This window comes from Caballeronia sp. PC1 (genome assembly GCF_021353155.1).
GTDB classification, from domain to species: domain Bacteria; phylum Pseudomonadota; class Gammaproteobacteria; order Burkholderiales; family Burkholderiaceae; genus Caballeronia; species Caballeronia cordobensis.
Window position 1 is genome coordinate 978,786 of record NZ_JAJUBH010000001.1, and the last position, 15,029, is coordinate 993,814.

15 protein-coding genes are annotated in these 15,029 nt (G+C 60.1%); 11 read left to right on the forward strand and 4 right to left on the reverse strand.

Going from position 1 to position 15,029, the window contains the following annotated elements; all coding sequences use genetic code 11:
* The first annotated feature begins 100 nt into the window (after positions 1-100).
* The 3 genes from LY284_RS04710 (at position 101) to LY284_RS04720 (ending at position 2,199) form a co-directional block, all read left to right on the forward strand.
* Positions 101-805 (forward strand): glutathione S-transferase family protein, encoded by a 705-nt coding sequence (locus LY284_RS04710; RefSeq protein WP_014191463.1) that lies wholly within the window; start codon positions 101-103, stop codon positions 803-805.
* A 253-nt stretch (positions 806-1,058) separates the two neighbouring features.
* Positions 1,059-1,520 (forward strand): hypothetical protein, encoded by a 462-nt coding sequence (locus tag LY284_RS04715; protein WP_041730414.1) that lies wholly within the window; start codon positions 1,059-1,061, stop codon positions 1,518-1,520.
* Positions 1,521-1,884: 364 nt separating this feature from the next.
* Positions 1,885-2,199, forward strand: coding sequence for a hypothetical protein (locus tag LY284_RS04720; protein WP_041730413.1), 315 nt, complete (start codon positions 1,885-1,887; stop codon positions 2,197-2,199).
* Here the strand turns inward: LY284_RS04720 and LY284_RS04725 are convergent.
* The 3 genes from LY284_RS04725 to LY284_RS04735 form a co-directional block, all read right to left on the reverse strand.
* Positions 2,196-2,459, reverse strand: coding sequence for a hypothetical protein (locus LY284_RS04725; RefSeq protein ID WP_041730411.1), 264 nt, complete (start codon positions 2,457-2,459; stop codon positions 2,196-2,198). The two genes, LY284_RS04720 and LY284_RS04725, sit on opposite strands and share 4 nt — an antisense overlap.
* 134 nt (positions 2,460-2,593) lie before the next feature.
* Positions 2,594-3,388 (reverse strand): DUF2971 domain-containing protein, encoded by a 795-nt coding sequence (locus LY284_RS04730; RefSeq protein ID WP_014191462.1) that lies wholly within the window; start codon positions 3,386-3,388, stop codon positions 2,594-2,596.
* Between the two features lie 158 nt (positions 3,389-3,546).
* A complete protein-coding gene (locus LY284_RS04735) occupies positions 3,547-4,380 on the reverse strand; it encodes a DUF2971 domain-containing protein (RefSeq protein ID WP_233384691.1) in 834 nt (277 codons plus the stop codon).
* A 1,007-nt stretch (positions 4,381-5,387) separates the two neighbouring features.
* Between LY284_RS04735 and LY284_RS04740 the strand changes: the two genes are divergently transcribed.
* Positions 5,388-6,164: a Fic family protein gene (locus LY284_RS04740; RefSeq protein ID WP_014191459.1), complete on the forward strand. Its 777-nt coding sequence runs from the start codon at positions 5,388-5,390 to the stop codon at positions 6,162-6,164.
* Between the two features lie 238 nt (positions 6,165-6,402).
* Entirely contained in the window at positions 6,403-7,254 is an 852-nt protein-coding gene (locus tag LY284_RS04745; RefSeq protein ID WP_014191458.1) for a hypothetical protein, read from the forward strand.
* Positions 7,255-7,271: 17 nt separating this feature from the next.
* Here the strand turns inward: LY284_RS04745 and LY284_RS04750 are convergent, their stop codons facing one another.
* Positions 7,272-7,517, reverse strand: a complete 246-nt coding sequence (locus LY284_RS04750; RefSeq protein ID WP_233384706.1) for a hypothetical protein — start codon at positions 7,515-7,517, stop codon at positions 7,272-7,274.
* 196 nt (positions 7,518-7,713) lie between these two features.
* On the opposite strand from LY284_RS04750, the gene oxlT reads away from it, so the two are divergent.
* From oxlT to LY284_RS04780, 6 genes are all read left to right on the forward strand, one after another.
* Entirely contained in the window at positions 7,714-9,066 is a 1,353-nt protein-coding gene (gene oxlT, locus LY284_RS04755) for an oxalate/formate MFS antiporter (RefSeq protein WP_014191457.1), read from the forward strand.
* 379 nt (positions 9,067-9,445) lie between these two features.
* Entirely contained in the window at positions 9,446-10,165 is a 720-nt protein-coding gene (locus LY284_RS04760) for a GntR family transcriptional regulator (protein ID WP_014191456.1), read from the forward strand.
* A 131-nt stretch (positions 10,166-10,296) separates the two neighbouring features.
* A complete protein-coding gene (gene oxc / locus LY284_RS04765) occupies positions 10,297-12,039 on the forward strand; it encodes an oxalyl-CoA decarboxylase (RefSeq protein WP_014191455.1) in 1,743 nt (580 codons plus the stop codon).
* Between the two features lie 27 nt (positions 12,040-12,066).
* Entirely contained in the window at positions 12,067-13,320 is a 1,254-nt protein-coding gene (frc, locus tag LY284_RS04770; RefSeq protein WP_014191454.1) for a formyl-CoA transferase, read from the forward strand.
* 158 nt (positions 13,321-13,478) lie between these two features.
* Positions 13,479-13,910 (forward strand): PAS domain-containing protein, encoded by a 432-nt coding sequence (locus LY284_RS04775; protein ID WP_014191453.1) that lies wholly within the window; start codon positions 13,479-13,481, stop codon positions 13,908-13,910.
* A gap of 276 nt (positions 13,911-14,186) precedes the next feature.
* Complete coding sequence (locus tag LY284_RS04780) at positions 14,187-14,987, forward strand: fumarylacetoacetate hydrolase family protein (protein ID WP_014191452.1); 801 nt, start codon at positions 14,187-14,189, stop codon at positions 14,985-14,987.
* The last annotated feature ends 42 nt before the right edge of the window (positions 14,988-15,029 follow it).

The window sequence follows — 15,029 nt, forward strand, 5'->3', positions numbered from 1 at the left end:
CTTCCTTACGCCAGCATTAGCCCTTCCGGTTCGCTTCTGCGCATAGAAATCGTCCGATCTAGAATGGCGCGACATTGGCCACGACACAGAGACCATCCCCATGATCGAGTTTTACTTTCACCCGACGCCCAATCCCGCGAAGATCGCGCTCTTCCTCGAAGAATCCGGGCTGCCATATGAACTGAAGCCGGTGGACACCAGCAAGGGCGAGCAGCATTCGGCCGAGTTCCGCGAGATCAACCCGAACGGCAAGGTGCCCGCCATCGTGGACAGGGAAGGGCCGGGCGGCAAGCCGGCTGTTGTGTTCGACTCCACCGCGATCCTTCTTTATCTTGCGGAGAAGACGGGTCAGTTCGCCGGCGCGCCGGAAGATCGCCCGCAGCTTCTTTCGTGGCTGATGTTCGTGGCGAGTGGGCTCGGACCGTATTCCGGGCAGGCGGTGCACTTTCAGTATGCGGCGCCGGAAGGGCTCGACTATGCGGTGAATCGTTATCGGCGAGAGGCGGATCGTCACTATCAGGTGCTGAACGACAGGCTCAAGGGCCGCGAATACATCGTGGCCGACAGCTATACGATCGCGGACATGTCCGCGTGGGGCTGGCTCGATCGGGCATCGCGCGTGTTCAAGTCGAGCGAGGATCCGCTCGGGCCTTATCCGGAACTCAAGCGCTGGTTCACGAGGATCGATGCGCGGCCCGCCGTTGAACGCGCGCGCGCCGTGAATAAGAAGCATGCGTTCAAGACGGTCAACGACGATGAGACGAAGCGTGCGTTGTTTCCGTCTAACTATCCGAAGATGGTTTGAGAGAAGGGGACGTGCGGGGTGCCGCGTTCGCGTGGTTCGATGAGGGGGCCGCACTTGACGGAGCTACTGTGCCGTTCTGGTCGCACGGTTATGGAGTGACCTCCGTACGCGATCTTGGCGCAGCGATGGCCCTCACGGACGTGAGCCAATACAACGCTTCGGCGACAAGCGTGGGCTAGGAACGCGTGCTCGAATGACACGTCGCGGTGAAGTCCCCTCGCGACCCACGAGGGACGTTCGAATGAGAAAAAGCATGAAAAAGTCCAGCTTCCCCACAGGAGAGCGCGTGGTCGGAAGCTATCTGCTTAGCGTAACGGTAGGAGTAGCTTTCTTAATCCTGATTTTCCTCGTAGCCGTCCCGGCTGGAGGACATGGCGCCATACAGGTCACGGTCATGACAGTGATGGCGTTCGCAGTGACGTGGCTGACGGGGGTGATTGTTGCAGCTCTGCCTTGCGCACTTTTCGCGCTTTTGGCACGCTACTTCGCAGTCAGGAACTTGCTTTTCTACCTGGTCGCCGGTGTTGGTATAGGGCTGCTTCTGGTACCGGTGTTCCTGGGAATCACCAACTCCTTCTCTTCGTACGCCGATCCGCCTGACCGAACGGACCTGACGATGCTTCAAGGGATGAAGCAAATAGGGGCAGGTTTTGCGATCGCGGGCGCTCTCGCTGGCGCAACGTTCTGGCAGCGGGCCGGGCAGCATTATCACTAGGGTCGGTTTTCGCTTCTTCGGGCGCTTGACGAGGAGTGCCGCCTCGCACGTTTCTTTTCCGTGGTTCCGTAACGCTCCTCAACAGCGGCGGACAACCGCGCGAAACAAAAGCTCAAGTTTTTGTCTTGCGGGCCGTTATCCCATCCGTCGACGACCATTGCCCGCTATCAGGATGAACTTTCGAACGAGAATTATAAGTGCCATTGCGTTAGCAACTCTTCTGTCCGGATGTTTGACGACAGTTCCAAATGTCGAGGCGCAGCAGTCTGGGAGCCCACGGACAAAAGCTCAAATCGCAAGAGGAATCCAGAGCCCAAAGATCGACGCCAATGGCTTCTTAGTGACGCCATGGATTCGCAGCGCAATGATGTCCGCCTTCGCTGTTCGTGCAAATCAACTCGGACTTCAAATCGAGCCGAATGGAGTGCCGGTAACAATTCACATCACGGGTGTCCGGTCCAAGTCTGACACGGCGCGGATTGTTTTCAATTTCCTGGACGGAGCGGAGTGGGTATCGGGAACGGTCGACGTTGGAGACGCTAGCTTCAACGTGCAGGAGAATACTTGGCTGTATTGGATGCCAACAGGATACCGGACCATCCAAGACGTCGCTGAAGCCGTGGGCAAGCAGGTTGCCAATGGTGTCGCCCTCATTGCCGGTATGCCGATGGACGATTAGAGCAGACCACGCGAGCGCTTCATTGGTCCAATCAGAACGCGGAAGTGCCGCAATTTTTCCGAACCCTGGCTCAAAACGAACGCTGCCGCCTCGGCCAAAGGCGACGTTCGTGGTTCGGAAGTTGTGTGGCGGCTGAAGGCCACTTTGCTGTCGTTGGCGATCAACGGCCGCTGATGGGTTTTTTCGTTTTGGCATACATACGGTGTGTCGCCCTCGTCCAGCTTGTACTCGACCAACGCTAATAACTTCGGGCGCTCCATCGCGGCGACGCAAAGGTATTCACATACTGCATGTGTTCAACAACGTGTCAACGGACTCTTTGCACACCGTACCGATCCCACCACGGCGAAGGACAGCTCGAATATCTGAAGTAAATTTTGTTGTGTTCAGCCCGCTATCTAAGCGTTTCCAGCGTTAGGGCGTAACGGTCCATCTGGCGGTTCGCTCGCCGCACGCGAAGGGTGGGCGCATGTCTAGCTGCTAGGTCGAGCACATGGTCCGCGTCGCACTGGCACCCGACTACCAACCCGACTAGCGCGCCCCGAGCTAGGCGCAGATTCGATTCCACAGTGCGCGGCATGTTCGGATTCGTGCTTGTCTCATCGGCCAGCAACCGGTATTCGGCCTCATACGCCCAAACGTCAGACTTCGTGAACACCGGCACAAGGTTCGCATTATCGGCATCCTCGTACATGCGGATCGTCGGATACGTCTCGCGATAATGCACGCGGTACGCCCAAACCACCTGATTTGCCCGCGTATTGAACTCAAGCGCGACGCCTCGATGGCTGTCGCCATAGTGCGCCCACATCAGCGTATTCAGGGGATCAGGTGACAGGCAGTACACGCGGTACTGGTCATCAAGCTGCTGTGTCAGGCCGTCACGGATTAGCGCGATCGTGGCGTCAAAGAGCACCGGATTCGCCCGCAGTTCCGCCTCGTGCTCGGGTTGTACGTTCGATGTGCGGATCAGCCATTGCAGGTGCAGCTCGCGCTCTATCGGATCAGCGAGAATGCTCACATCGAACCACGGCTTGAAATCCCACGGATCGTTGAACGCCGAGGGCCGCGACATGTGGATCGTACCGTCACGTAGCGTTCGTTCAAGCCGGTCGGCTGTGCGCGCATTGAATGACTGGAAATGGTACAGATGCCGATGGTGGTCTTGTTGAGCGTTGATGAGTTCCATATGCGGCTGAACTGGCGCGATCAGGCATCGTACACGCTCGCGCTTGCAGGCGGTCGTGCGGTTCCGGCATGGGCTGCCATTGAAGTGCTACGCATTCCCACCCCACACGGGGCGATGGAATGAAAGCCAAGTGACTGATTTTAATGGAATATCGAGGTTCAACTCGAAGTTGAAATCGCCTCTCGGACCGTTTCCAGCGTCAGTGCGTACCGGTTCGACTCGAGCTGCGCCCGTTGTACTCGAAGGTCAGGTCCGTACTTGTCGATCACCGCCATTGCCCGCTTAACGTCGCACCGGCATCCAAGCACTACTCCCTTCAACACACCCGACTCAAGTCGAAGCGTCGACTCGTTCACCGTCGGAACGCCATGTTGCGGCTTCTCCGAGAGCGCGGACCTGCGTTCCTCTCCGACCAATCGGTACTCACGCTCGTATTCCCACACGTCCGACTTCGTGTAGATTGGCACAAGGTCGCCGCCCTCGCTCTCGTCGTACATGCGTATCGGCGGGTAGTGTTCGCAGTAAGCGACCCGATACGCGTATTGCATCTGGGGAGTTGCGGAATCGAACTCCAATGCAATGCCAGTATGCCCGCCTCCGTAATGGGACCACATGAGCGGGTGTAAAGGCTCGGGCGTGAGGCAATACACGCGGTACATGTCGTCAATGGTCCACAGTAGAAACTGATGTGTTACTGCCACATTGGAGGACAATTCTTCTGGATTTTCACGCAATCTCTGGGCTTCGTCCGGCTCCATTCGATCAATACGAGCAATCCAATCCAAATATTTCCCGCGTTCAGCGGGATCGTCTAACTCGCTCGCGTCGAACCAAGGCCGACAGTCCCAAGGATCGTTGAAATCAGAAGGTTTCGACATGTGAATCGTCCTGTCACGCAGCGTCTGAATGAGGTAGCAGATGCTCCGTTCTTGGAACGATTGATAGTGGTACAGCAGCGGGAAGTGATCCTGCTCGGCGCTGGTCAGGTCCATGTGCATTCAGGTGTCAGGAGTGTTGCCCAATCCTACACGGTAAGCCCGGTAGCGGGCTTGTTCTACTGGGACAATGCTGGGCAGTCAGCCTGCAAAACCCGGTCCGAGCGCCACACCTCACCCGACGAGCCCCGCGCCGCAAGGCTTCCGCAAGAGCACGCCCAACTCGAACCACGTCTTGAAACGCCGATGACACGTTTGATACAACGGATACTTCTGCGGCAGCGTGGACCACGACGCACAGCTGGCATCACCCAAAGCGCAAGGCCTCAGGGGAAGCCAAATGTCGCGGGAAGGCTCTCGGCCATTGCGGACGTTCGTCGTTCAGCCGATGTGCGGCTGCTGCACGTCGCTTTGCGGTCGTTGGCGACGCAGTACAGTTGAATGTCGGCTTTGCCGTTTGATCCATAGAACCCTCTGGCGCATGAGCTGACGCCCAACCCCTCATTCCAGCGGACCGCCTTCGGCGGCCGCTGAATTTCGAAGTTGAGCGACCGCTTTCTGCCGTCGAATCCCGCCGTGTCGAAGTTCGCTCAGGGTCGTCAAGACTCGTTCGCCGTTCCGGGAAGCCGACGTTCGAGGCGCCGCATCGCAAATGACAGCAATGCGACGTGCAGCCGCCGCACATCGGCTGAACGGTGAACGTCCGCAATGACCGAGGAGCAGCAGAGCTCCCGCGGACCATCCGACGCCGCATGAGACTCCCTCTTAACAGCCTGGAAGTCCAACAGACAGTTGACGGTCGATACGGCAAATCCCCGATCCCAGAATCGCTTATCCACCTTCACGATCCCACACACCCGCCAACGCGCCATCACGCCGACGCAGAACACGCTACGCGCAAGCGCCGCCTCGACCCAACGTGTCCGCACTGCCGACGAGGCAGGCTTCGGCCATCCATCAACCACCGCCGCCCCATCATTTCCAAATCTGTTCCATATTGACGTTAGTTCAATCGCCAGTTCGCACCCGCAGCCACACCACGCCGCCGATACGAGACCAGAACCATGAACTTACAACGCATGCTGGAAGCGATCGACGCCAACAAGGCACAACTGGACGCGACACGCCCGCTTTCCCCTCCAGTCTTGGCATCGCTGCAGCAAAGGCTGAGGCTCGAATGGACGCCTGATGCGAACGCAACCGAGCACCAGACGCGCTCGCTGCGCGAAGCCCAGGTCGTACTCGACAATTTGGAGATTGGCGACAAGTCGCTAAGGCAGCACTGCGAGACCATGGGCCGTCCCAACGCGATGCGCTACATCGAGGAGATCATCGCAAACAATGAGCCAATCTCGACCTGGCAGATCCGCAACATCCACAACGCCGTGCTGAAGCGCCGCGTCGGTGAGGAGGCGTGTCGCTACCGTCATGTGAATGTGGCGATCGCCGACGCGCGAACCACGCCGCCCGGCTTCCTGGATCTTCCGGCCGAACTGGCGGCGCTCGTCGAGTGGCATGCGGGAGCAGGGCACATGCATCCCATCGAGCGCGCAGCGGAACTTCATACGCGGTTCGTCAGGATCCATCCATTCGCTGACGGAAACGGCAGAACAGGTCGCCTGCTTTTGAATATCGAGTTGATGAAATCGAGCTATCCCCCGGCTGTTATCCGCAATGAGGATCGCGCAGCCTATTGCGATTCGCTGGACGACGCTTGCGTGAGCAACAACTACGCGGGCATCGCTCGGCTGATCGCCGAATCGGTCCTGCGTTCATTCGACCTCTACTTCGACGCGCTCGGTTTGACTGTCTTCCAAGGACCTACCTCGGCCCCTCGATAAATAATAAGGATACCGATATTAACGCGTCCCGCCGCGTTACCGATAACGTTCCATGTCGATGGCGTGAGGACGCGCTCGAGCGGCCGATGTTAGACTAATAGCCCTAATCTGGCCCGTCATCGTGAGGAAGAGCGCCGTTCCATATCGATCCAGCGGCCACCTTTGCCCGTCGCGCCCGTCGCATCAACCACTTTTCGGTCCGACGTTTGTTTCGCACTTCACGAGGAGGAGAGTTTAGATGGACGAACAAGGCGTTTGTGCCCCGATTGTCACGGGAACATGCGCACGCTGCGGTGGCAAGGCGCCACGGCCGAATTTGTCCTGTCCTCATTGCGGTGCGCCTGCGCGGTTTGTGTTCGGCGATCGTGTCCCCACCGCGAGGAAGCCTGGAGCGGCAGCGCACGGCGTACCGAACGGGCGTCTCGATCTTCCGCCTGACCCGCCGGCGTGGCCGCGGCAAAATGCATCCTCGTTCGCATCGAACGACGCCGTTTATCCCGACGACGAGGACCGTCCGCCACCGCGCCGCGATACCGGTCGTCGGGGCATGAAAAAGGGGGCAGTGCTGACGCTTGCGCTGGCCTTCGTGCTCATCGGATCGGGACTCTCGTACTGGATTCGGAATCATGACGCGCGCGAAGAGCCGACGAGATCGATCGGCGCGCAAGGCGTGGTGACGTCGAACGACTTGAATCAGCCCGCGCAGGCCCCGGCCGTGCCGCAGGCTCCGACAATTGCCCCACGCTCGGAAGCGCCGCCGCCGAGTAACAAAGCATCCGCCGACGAAAATCAGAAGTTGATGCCGCTTGCGCTCGCGCGAGCGCGCGACGGTCTCGGAAAAAACAACCTGCAACTGGCGCGGTCCGGCATTTCTTGGGCGCTTTCGTTGCAGCCGGACAATCCCGAGGCCCTCCGGCTCAAACAGGATTTGCTGTCGCGGGAGACGGTTCGCAATGCGGCCTTGAAGGCGGCACGCAGTTGCGTCGTGCAGGAGCGTGCCATGTGTGCTTGGCAAAATGCCAACACCGCACTGTCGATCGATTCGAGCAGCAACGAAGCGAAGGGACTCATCGCGCGCTCGATGAAGTAGCTTCCCGTCATGAAGTATCAGAAGCACTTTTGCGGTGCTTCACCGCGGCCACGATCAAGTCCGGAACAATCATAAAGCCGAGGCACCAGTAGGCCCAGCGGATCGCTCTCCGCGATGCTGGCCTGCACGCCGGTGATCGCATCGCAATGCATGTCGATGCGCGGACGCGGCAGACTGTGCTCCGCAAACAACTCCTCATTGGTCGAGCGGCGCTTGCTGCTCGCCGCGCCGACGCCTTTTCGTGTCGGGCGCCCCTCATCCATTCACGATCGTGAATTCAAACCCTAACTTTTTATAACTTTCCCGTATCGTTTCTCTGCCGCAGGATGTTCCCGTGTTTTCCCGTGTTCGAAGGCTCTAGCTCGCGAGGCGACTGAGTACTTACCCTGAGCAAACGCAGCGATCTCAGCACTACATTCAAGCGCCGAACGAGCGCAATGACACATAACGGAGACAGACATGGCAAGCGCAGACACGGTTGCGTCCGGGCAGTCGTACGGACGACGTCAGAACAGGTGGGTGCAGTTGGTGATCGGTATCGTCTGCATGGGGCTGGTGGCCAACTTCCAGTACGCGTGGACGCTGTTCGTCATACCGATGGATGCGAAGAACCATTGGGGCCAAGCCGCGATTCAGATGGCCTTTACCATCTTCATCGTCACGGAGACGTGGCTCGTGCCCGTCGAGGGCTGGCTCGTCGATAAATTCGGACCGCGGCCCGTGGTGATGGGCGGCGCGATCTGCGCGGCGATCGGCTGGATCATCGACGCTCATGCGACTACGCTCATGCATCTATACATCGCGGCAGTCGTCGCGGGTATCGGCGCGGGGTGCGTGTATGGCACGTGTGTCGGCACGGCGCTCAAGTGGTTCCCGGACAAGCGCGGTCTCGCTGCCGGTCTGACCGCCGCAGGCTTCGGGGCGGGCGCGGCCGTCACCGTGATTCCGATCTCCAATATGATCCAGAGCTCGGGCTACGAGCACACGTTCATGTTCTTCGGCATCCTGCAAGGCGCGGTCATCTTCGTGCTGGCGCTGCTGCTCGTGCGCCCGAAACCGCCTGCGAACATCGTGCCGGCCAAGCGCATCGTGGCGACCAAGGTCGACTACACGACCGGACAGATGGTGCGGGCGCCTATCTTCTGGGTGCTCTATCTGATGTTCGTGTGCGTCGCGGCGGGCGGCGTGATCGCGACCGCGCAGTTCGGGCCGATCGCCAAGGAATACGGGTTCGCAAGCATGCCGGTGAGCCTGTTCGGCGCGACTTTGCCGCTGCTCGCGATGACGCTCTCCATCGATAACCTGTGCAACGGCTTCACGCGTCCGCTGTGCGGCTTCATCTCCGACAAGATCGGCCGCGAGAACACGATGTTCATCATCTTTCTCGGCGAAGGCGTCGCGCTGCTCGGGCTGATGCAGTTCGGACAGAATCCGTACATGTTCATGCTGTTCGCGGCGCTGACCTTCCTCTGCTGGGGCGAGATTTTCTCGATCTTCCCCGCGACCTGCGCCGACACCTTCGGCAGCAAATACGCCGCCGCCAACGCCGGCACGCTCTATACGGCGAAGGGCACGGCGTCCATGCTGGTGCCGCTGGCCTCGGTGCTGGCGACGGTCGGCTCGTGGAATACCGTGTTCATCGCTACCGCGATCACGTCGATCGCGGCGGGCGTGTGCGCCAAGTTCGTCCTCGCACCGATGCGCAAGCGCTGGATCGAGAACACGGTCACGCAGACATCGCCGGAGCCGTCGATCGACCTGTCCTTTCACGCTGACTGGGCGGAGGCGCCGAGCAAGTCGTCAGCCCGATGAAGAGGTCTGTCATGCGTGGGTCTGGGCGTCGCACCGATTGACGTTGCTTGTCGCGTCCGCGTGGCGTTGAAGGTTCATGCGTTGTTAGGGGCAGCATCCGCGAACTCGAAGATGAGGTCGGGGGTGCTGCCTTGTGCTTTTCGCGCACTTTGCGCCGGCCTATCGATCAGCGGCGCGGCCCGACTGTCTTGCTGCTTGCGGTCATGGGCAACCTCACACTGAAGCTTCTCCCATCCCGATGCGCGCGCGTTTGCGAGGCGCTCGAACTTTGCCCTATCACTGGCATTCTGAATGTAGTATGTTGTATATCAGAAGCTAAAACCAAGCGGTCGGTGAACCCACACCTGGGCACGTCCGCATATAGGGAATCGAGCAACCGATGCTATCTGAAACGCAATCTCTGGAGGGGGCCGGCGGATTGACGCTGTCGCTCGAGCCCATCAGCGTAGCCGCCTCGCTTCGCGATCAGGCCTACGTGAAACTGCGGCAGGTGATTGCCGAAGCGGATATCTACCACTCGCGAAACGAAATTCGTCTCGACGAGAAGGAGTTGACGGAGGCGCTGGGCGTGTCGCGTACACCGATTCGCGAAGCCATGGCGCTGCTCCAGCAGGAAGGCTTTCTGCGGACAGGGTCGCGCCGCGGTGTCTATATCCTGCGCAAGACCAAGCGCGAGATTGTCGAGATGATCCACATGTGGGCGGCACTCGAGAGCGCGGCGGCGCAACTTGCCATCCAGCGCGCGACCGACGAGGAGATCGCCCAGCTTCGCCGGATGTTCGACGACTTCCGCGATTCGACGCCTGCCGAGAATATCGACGAGTACTCGGAAGCGAACATCGCGTTCCATTCGGCTATCGTGCGGCTATCGAAGTCGGACGTGATCTTCGACACGATCAAGAACATCTTCGTGCACGTGCGGGCCATTCGAAAGATGACGCTTCCGCAAAGCGACCGTGCGTCGCGTTCCATCGTCGATCACATGCGGATCATCGAGGCGCTCGAGACGCGCAATTCGGACTTGGCGGAGCGGCTCGTGAAGGAGCATTCACTCGATCTTGCCGCGTTCGTCGAGGCCAAGTGCGATTTTCTTGATTGAGCGATGCATTCGCGGGTTGCGCCCTCGATGTTCTGGTTCACCCCTATGACAAAACCCAAATAAACCTTTGACAGATACAGTATTCGGTATCTAGTATATCACCAACATAACCGGCCCTCAGGGGGAGACAAATGGCAGACGTACTCGAGGCAAGAACACAGGAAGCCGTGGAAGTGAAGGCGCCGCAATTGACCGACGGTTTCCATCTCGTCATCGATGCGCTGAAGCTGAACGACATCGACACGATCTTCGGCCTGGTCGGCATTCCGATCACCGACCTCGCGCGACTCGCGCAGGCGGAAGGCATGCGCTTCATCGGCTTTCGCCATGAGCAGCATGCGGGCAACGCGGCCGCGATCGCCGGCTACATGACGCAGAAGCCGGGCATCTGCCTGACGGTGTCGGCGCCGGGCTTCCTGAACGGATTGACCGCGCTCGCCAACGCAACCACCAACTGCTTCCCGATGATCCTGATCAGCGGCTCGAGCGAGCGCGAGATCGTCGACCTGCAGCAGGGCGATTACGAAGAGATGGACCAGTTGAACGCCGCGAAGCCGTATGCGAAGGCTGCGTATCGCGTGCTGCATGCAGAGGACATCGGCATCGGCGTGGCGCGTGCGATCCGCGCAGCCGTGTCGGGCCGCCCGGGCGGCGTCTATCTCGATCTGCCGGCCAAGCTGCTGTCGCAAACGATGGAAGCGCTCAAGGGCCAGCAATCGCTCGTGAAGGTCGTCGATGCCGCGCCGCGTCAGTTGCCGTCGCCGGATTCGGTGAAGCGCGCGCTCGACGTCATCAAGGGCGCAAAGCGTCCGCTGATCCTGCTGGGCAAGGGCGCAGCGTACGCGCAAGCCGACGCGCAGATTCGCGAACTGGTCGAGAAGAGCGGCATTCCGTATCTGCCGATGTCGATGGCCAAGGGCCTGTTGCCGGACACGCATGCTCAATCGGCGTCGGCGGCGCGCTCGTTCGTGCTGCAGGAAGCGGATTGCGTCGTGCTGATCGGCGCGCGTCTGAACTGGCTGCTTGCGCACGGCAAGGGCAAGACCTGGGGCGCGGCGCCCAAGCAGTTCGTGCAGATCGACATCTCGCCGACCGAGATCGACAGCAACGTCGCGATCGCCGCGCCGGTGATCGGTGACATCGGTTCGTGTGTCTCGGCGCTCGTTGCGGGCATCGACGCCGGCTTCCCGAAGCCGTCGAGCGAATGGACGGGCGCGATCAACGAGCGCAAGAACAAGAACCTCGAAAAGATGGCGGCGACGCTCGCGAAAAACCCGTCGCCGATGAACTTCCACAGCGCGCTGCGCGCCATCCGCGACGTGCTGAAGACGCGCCCGGACATCAACGTCGTCAATGAAGGCGCCAACACGCTCGACTATGCGCGCAGCATCATCGACATGTACGAGCCGCGCAAGCGCTTCGATTCGGGTACGTGGGGGATCATGGGCATCGGCATGGGCTTCGCCATCGGTGCGGCGGTGACGAGCGGCAAGCAGGTCGTCGCGATCGAAGGCGATAGCGCGTTCGGCTTCAGCGGCATGGAACTCGAAACCATCTGCCGATACGACTTGCCGGTGTGCACCATCGTGTTCAACAACAACGGCGTATATCGCGGCACCGATGTGAACCCCACGGGTGGCAAGGATGTCGCGCCGACCGTGTTCGTGAAGAACGCGCGCTACGACAAGATGATCGAGGCATTCGGCGGAATCGGCTTCCACGCGACGACGCCGGAAGAACTCACGCATGCTCTGGAAGAAGCGATCAAGTCGGGCAAACCGACTCTGATCAACGCAGTCATCGACGAAACGGCCGGCACGGAGAGCGGTCGCCTGACGAATCTGAACCCGCAAACCGCGGCAGCGAAAAAGTAACCAAGACGAGCCACCCAGGAGAATCCCTTGAGCAACAAACCACTCGAAGGCATCAAGATCATCGACTTCACGCACGTGCAAGCCGGTCCCGCATGCACCCAGATGCTGGCATGGTTCGGCGCGGACGTGATCAAGGTGGAGCGTCCCGGTTCGGGCGACGTCACGCGTAACCAGCTGCGCGACATTCCGGACGCGGATGCGCTGTACTTCACGATGCTCAACAGCAACAAGCGCTCGTTGACACTCGATACGAAGAAGGCCGAAGGCAAGGAAGTGCTGACCAGGCTGATCAAGGAATCGGACGTGCTGGTCGAGAACTTCGGACCGGGCGCGCTGGACCGGATGGGTTTTTCCTGGGAGAACATCAAGGCGCTGAATCCGAAGATGATCGTGGCGTCTGTCAAGGGCTTCAGCGACGGCCATCACTACGACGACCTGAAAGTCTACGAAAACGTCGCGCAATGCGCGGGTGGCGCGGCGTCGACGACGGGCTTCTGGGACGGCCCGCCCACCATCAGCGCGGCCGCGCTGGGCGACAGCAACACCGGCATGCATCTCGCGATCGGCATTCTGACGGCGATCATCGGCCGTCAGCAAACGGGCAAGGGACAGAAGGTCGCCGTGTCGATGCAGGACAGCGTGCTCAATCTGTGCCGCGTGAAGCTGCGCGATCAGCAACGTCTGGATCGCGTGGGCTATCTGGAGGAATATCCGCAGTATCCGCACGGCACGTTCAGCGACGTCGTGCCGCGTGGCGGCAATGCGGGCGGCGGCGGCCAGCCGGGCTGGGTGCTCAAGTGCAAGGGCTGGGAAACCGACCCGAACGCGTACATCTACTTCACGATTCAGGGCCACGCGTGGGCGCCGATCTGCCGCGCGATCGGCAAGGAGCAATGGATCGACGACCCGGACTACAACACGGCCGAAGCACGTCAGCCGCACATCTTCGATATCTTCGGCAAGATCGAAGAATGGCTCGCGGACAAGACGAAGTACGAAGCGGTCGATATCCTGCGCAAGTTCGATATTCCGTGCGCGCCGGTGCTCACGATGAAGGAACTCGCGAACGACGAATCCTTGCGCAAGAGCGGCTCCATCGTCGAAGTGGATCACAAGGTGCGCGGCAAGTACCTCACGGTCGGCAGCCCGATCAAGTTCTCGGACCTGAAGCCGGAAATCAAGGCCTCGCCGCTCCTGGGCGAGCACACGGCGGATGTGCTGGCCGAGCTGGGTTATAGCAGGGAGCAAGTCGCGCAAATGCAGGAATCGGGAGCCGTTTGACGCAGTTGTTTGGTTGTATCGGCAGGTGAAGGTGAGCGCTGCCTTCTGTCTTTCTTGTGCGGCAGTCGTGCAGAAGAAGGCATAGGCAGCGCCCCTTATAAAAATCAGATCGATTGAGGCGTAAGCTTCGATTCATACCCCACGATCCGGATAACTTTATGACCCACCCAATCGACTACGAACAGCTCGTCAATGCGATCGGCGATGCCGTGATCATTTCGGATGCGAGCGGAGCGATCACGCTTTGGAATCCGGCGGCGGAGCGCATGTTCGGCTTTACCGAGAGCGAGGCAATGGGTCAGTCGCTCGATCTGATCATTCCGGAGCGTCTGCGCGGCCGGCATTGGGACGGCTATCACAAGACCATGGCGACCGGCGAGACGCGTTATGGACACGATCTGCTCAAGGTCCCGGCCGTCGATAAAGCCGGACGCGCGATGTCGATTGCGTTCACCGTCGCGCTGCTGCAATCGCCGCAAGGTGAAGTGACCGGCATCGTCGCGATCATCCGCGATGAAACGGCGCGGTTTCAGGAAGAGCGTGCGCTGCGCAAGCGCATCGCCGAGCTGGAGGCGAACGCCAACGCCTGAAGGGTCGTCGATTCACAGAATAAAAAGCAATCAGGAGAAGACAGCTCGCGTCCGCGCACCAAAAAATGCACCCGACGCAGCTGAAGGAAGAAGCGGCCACTCATCCCGCCGGCCGCTTTACTCGATGCCCGCATTCGCGGCTGACCGACCAGAAAATGACCACTATTCGTACCTTGCGACAGCTTCGGGCTGACGCGAGGCGCCGGCGGCTGCGTGCGTGCGGATGATATCCACGCATCAGCGCGAAAGGTTTTGCGACATCGGGAAAAAACCATCATGAGTTTGTGGATCCGCTATACGCGCGCGACGGCAAAGGGTGAAGGCCGCGCTGGTTTTGGCATGCTCGAGAACGGGCGCGTAGTCGAATACGAAGGCGACATGTTCGCTTCGCCGCATCGGACAGGGCAGGTGTTCGACCTCGACGATATTTCGCTGACGAGTCCGTGCGTGCCGAGCCGAATCGTCGCGTTATGGAACAACTTCCGTGCGCTTTCCGCGAAGCTGGGCAAGGCGCTGCCCGCGCACCCGCTGTTTCTGATCAAGCCGTCCACCTCGCTCGCGGGACCCGGCGATACGATCCTGCGCCCAGCGGGATACGGCGGCAAGATCGTCTATGAAGGCGAGCTCGGCATCGTGATCGGAAAACGGTGCAGCAACGTGAGCATTGAAGAAGCGGCCGATTACGTGTTCGGCTACACGGTCGTCAACGACGTCACCGCTGCCGAGCTGCTGTTCGAAGATGCGAACTTTCCGCAATGGTGCCGCGCCAAGGGCTATGACACCTTCGGCTGCATCGGTCCTGCGATCGCAACCGCGCTCGACTGGAAAAACGCCCACGTCGTGACCACGCTGGACGGCGTCGAACGACAGAACTATCCGCTTGCCGACATGGCGTTTTCACCGCTGGAACAGGTGAGCCTCATTTCTCGCGACATGACCTTGCTGCCGGGCGACGTGATCGCGTGCGGCACTTCGCTGGGCGTGGGTTCGATGCGCGACGGCGCGACCGTCGAAGTCTCGATCGAAGGCATCGGCACGTTGACGAACCATGTGTCCGAAGTCCTCGCGAAGGCCTGAAGCACGAAAAGACGCTTCAGACGCGCGCCACTCAAGAATACA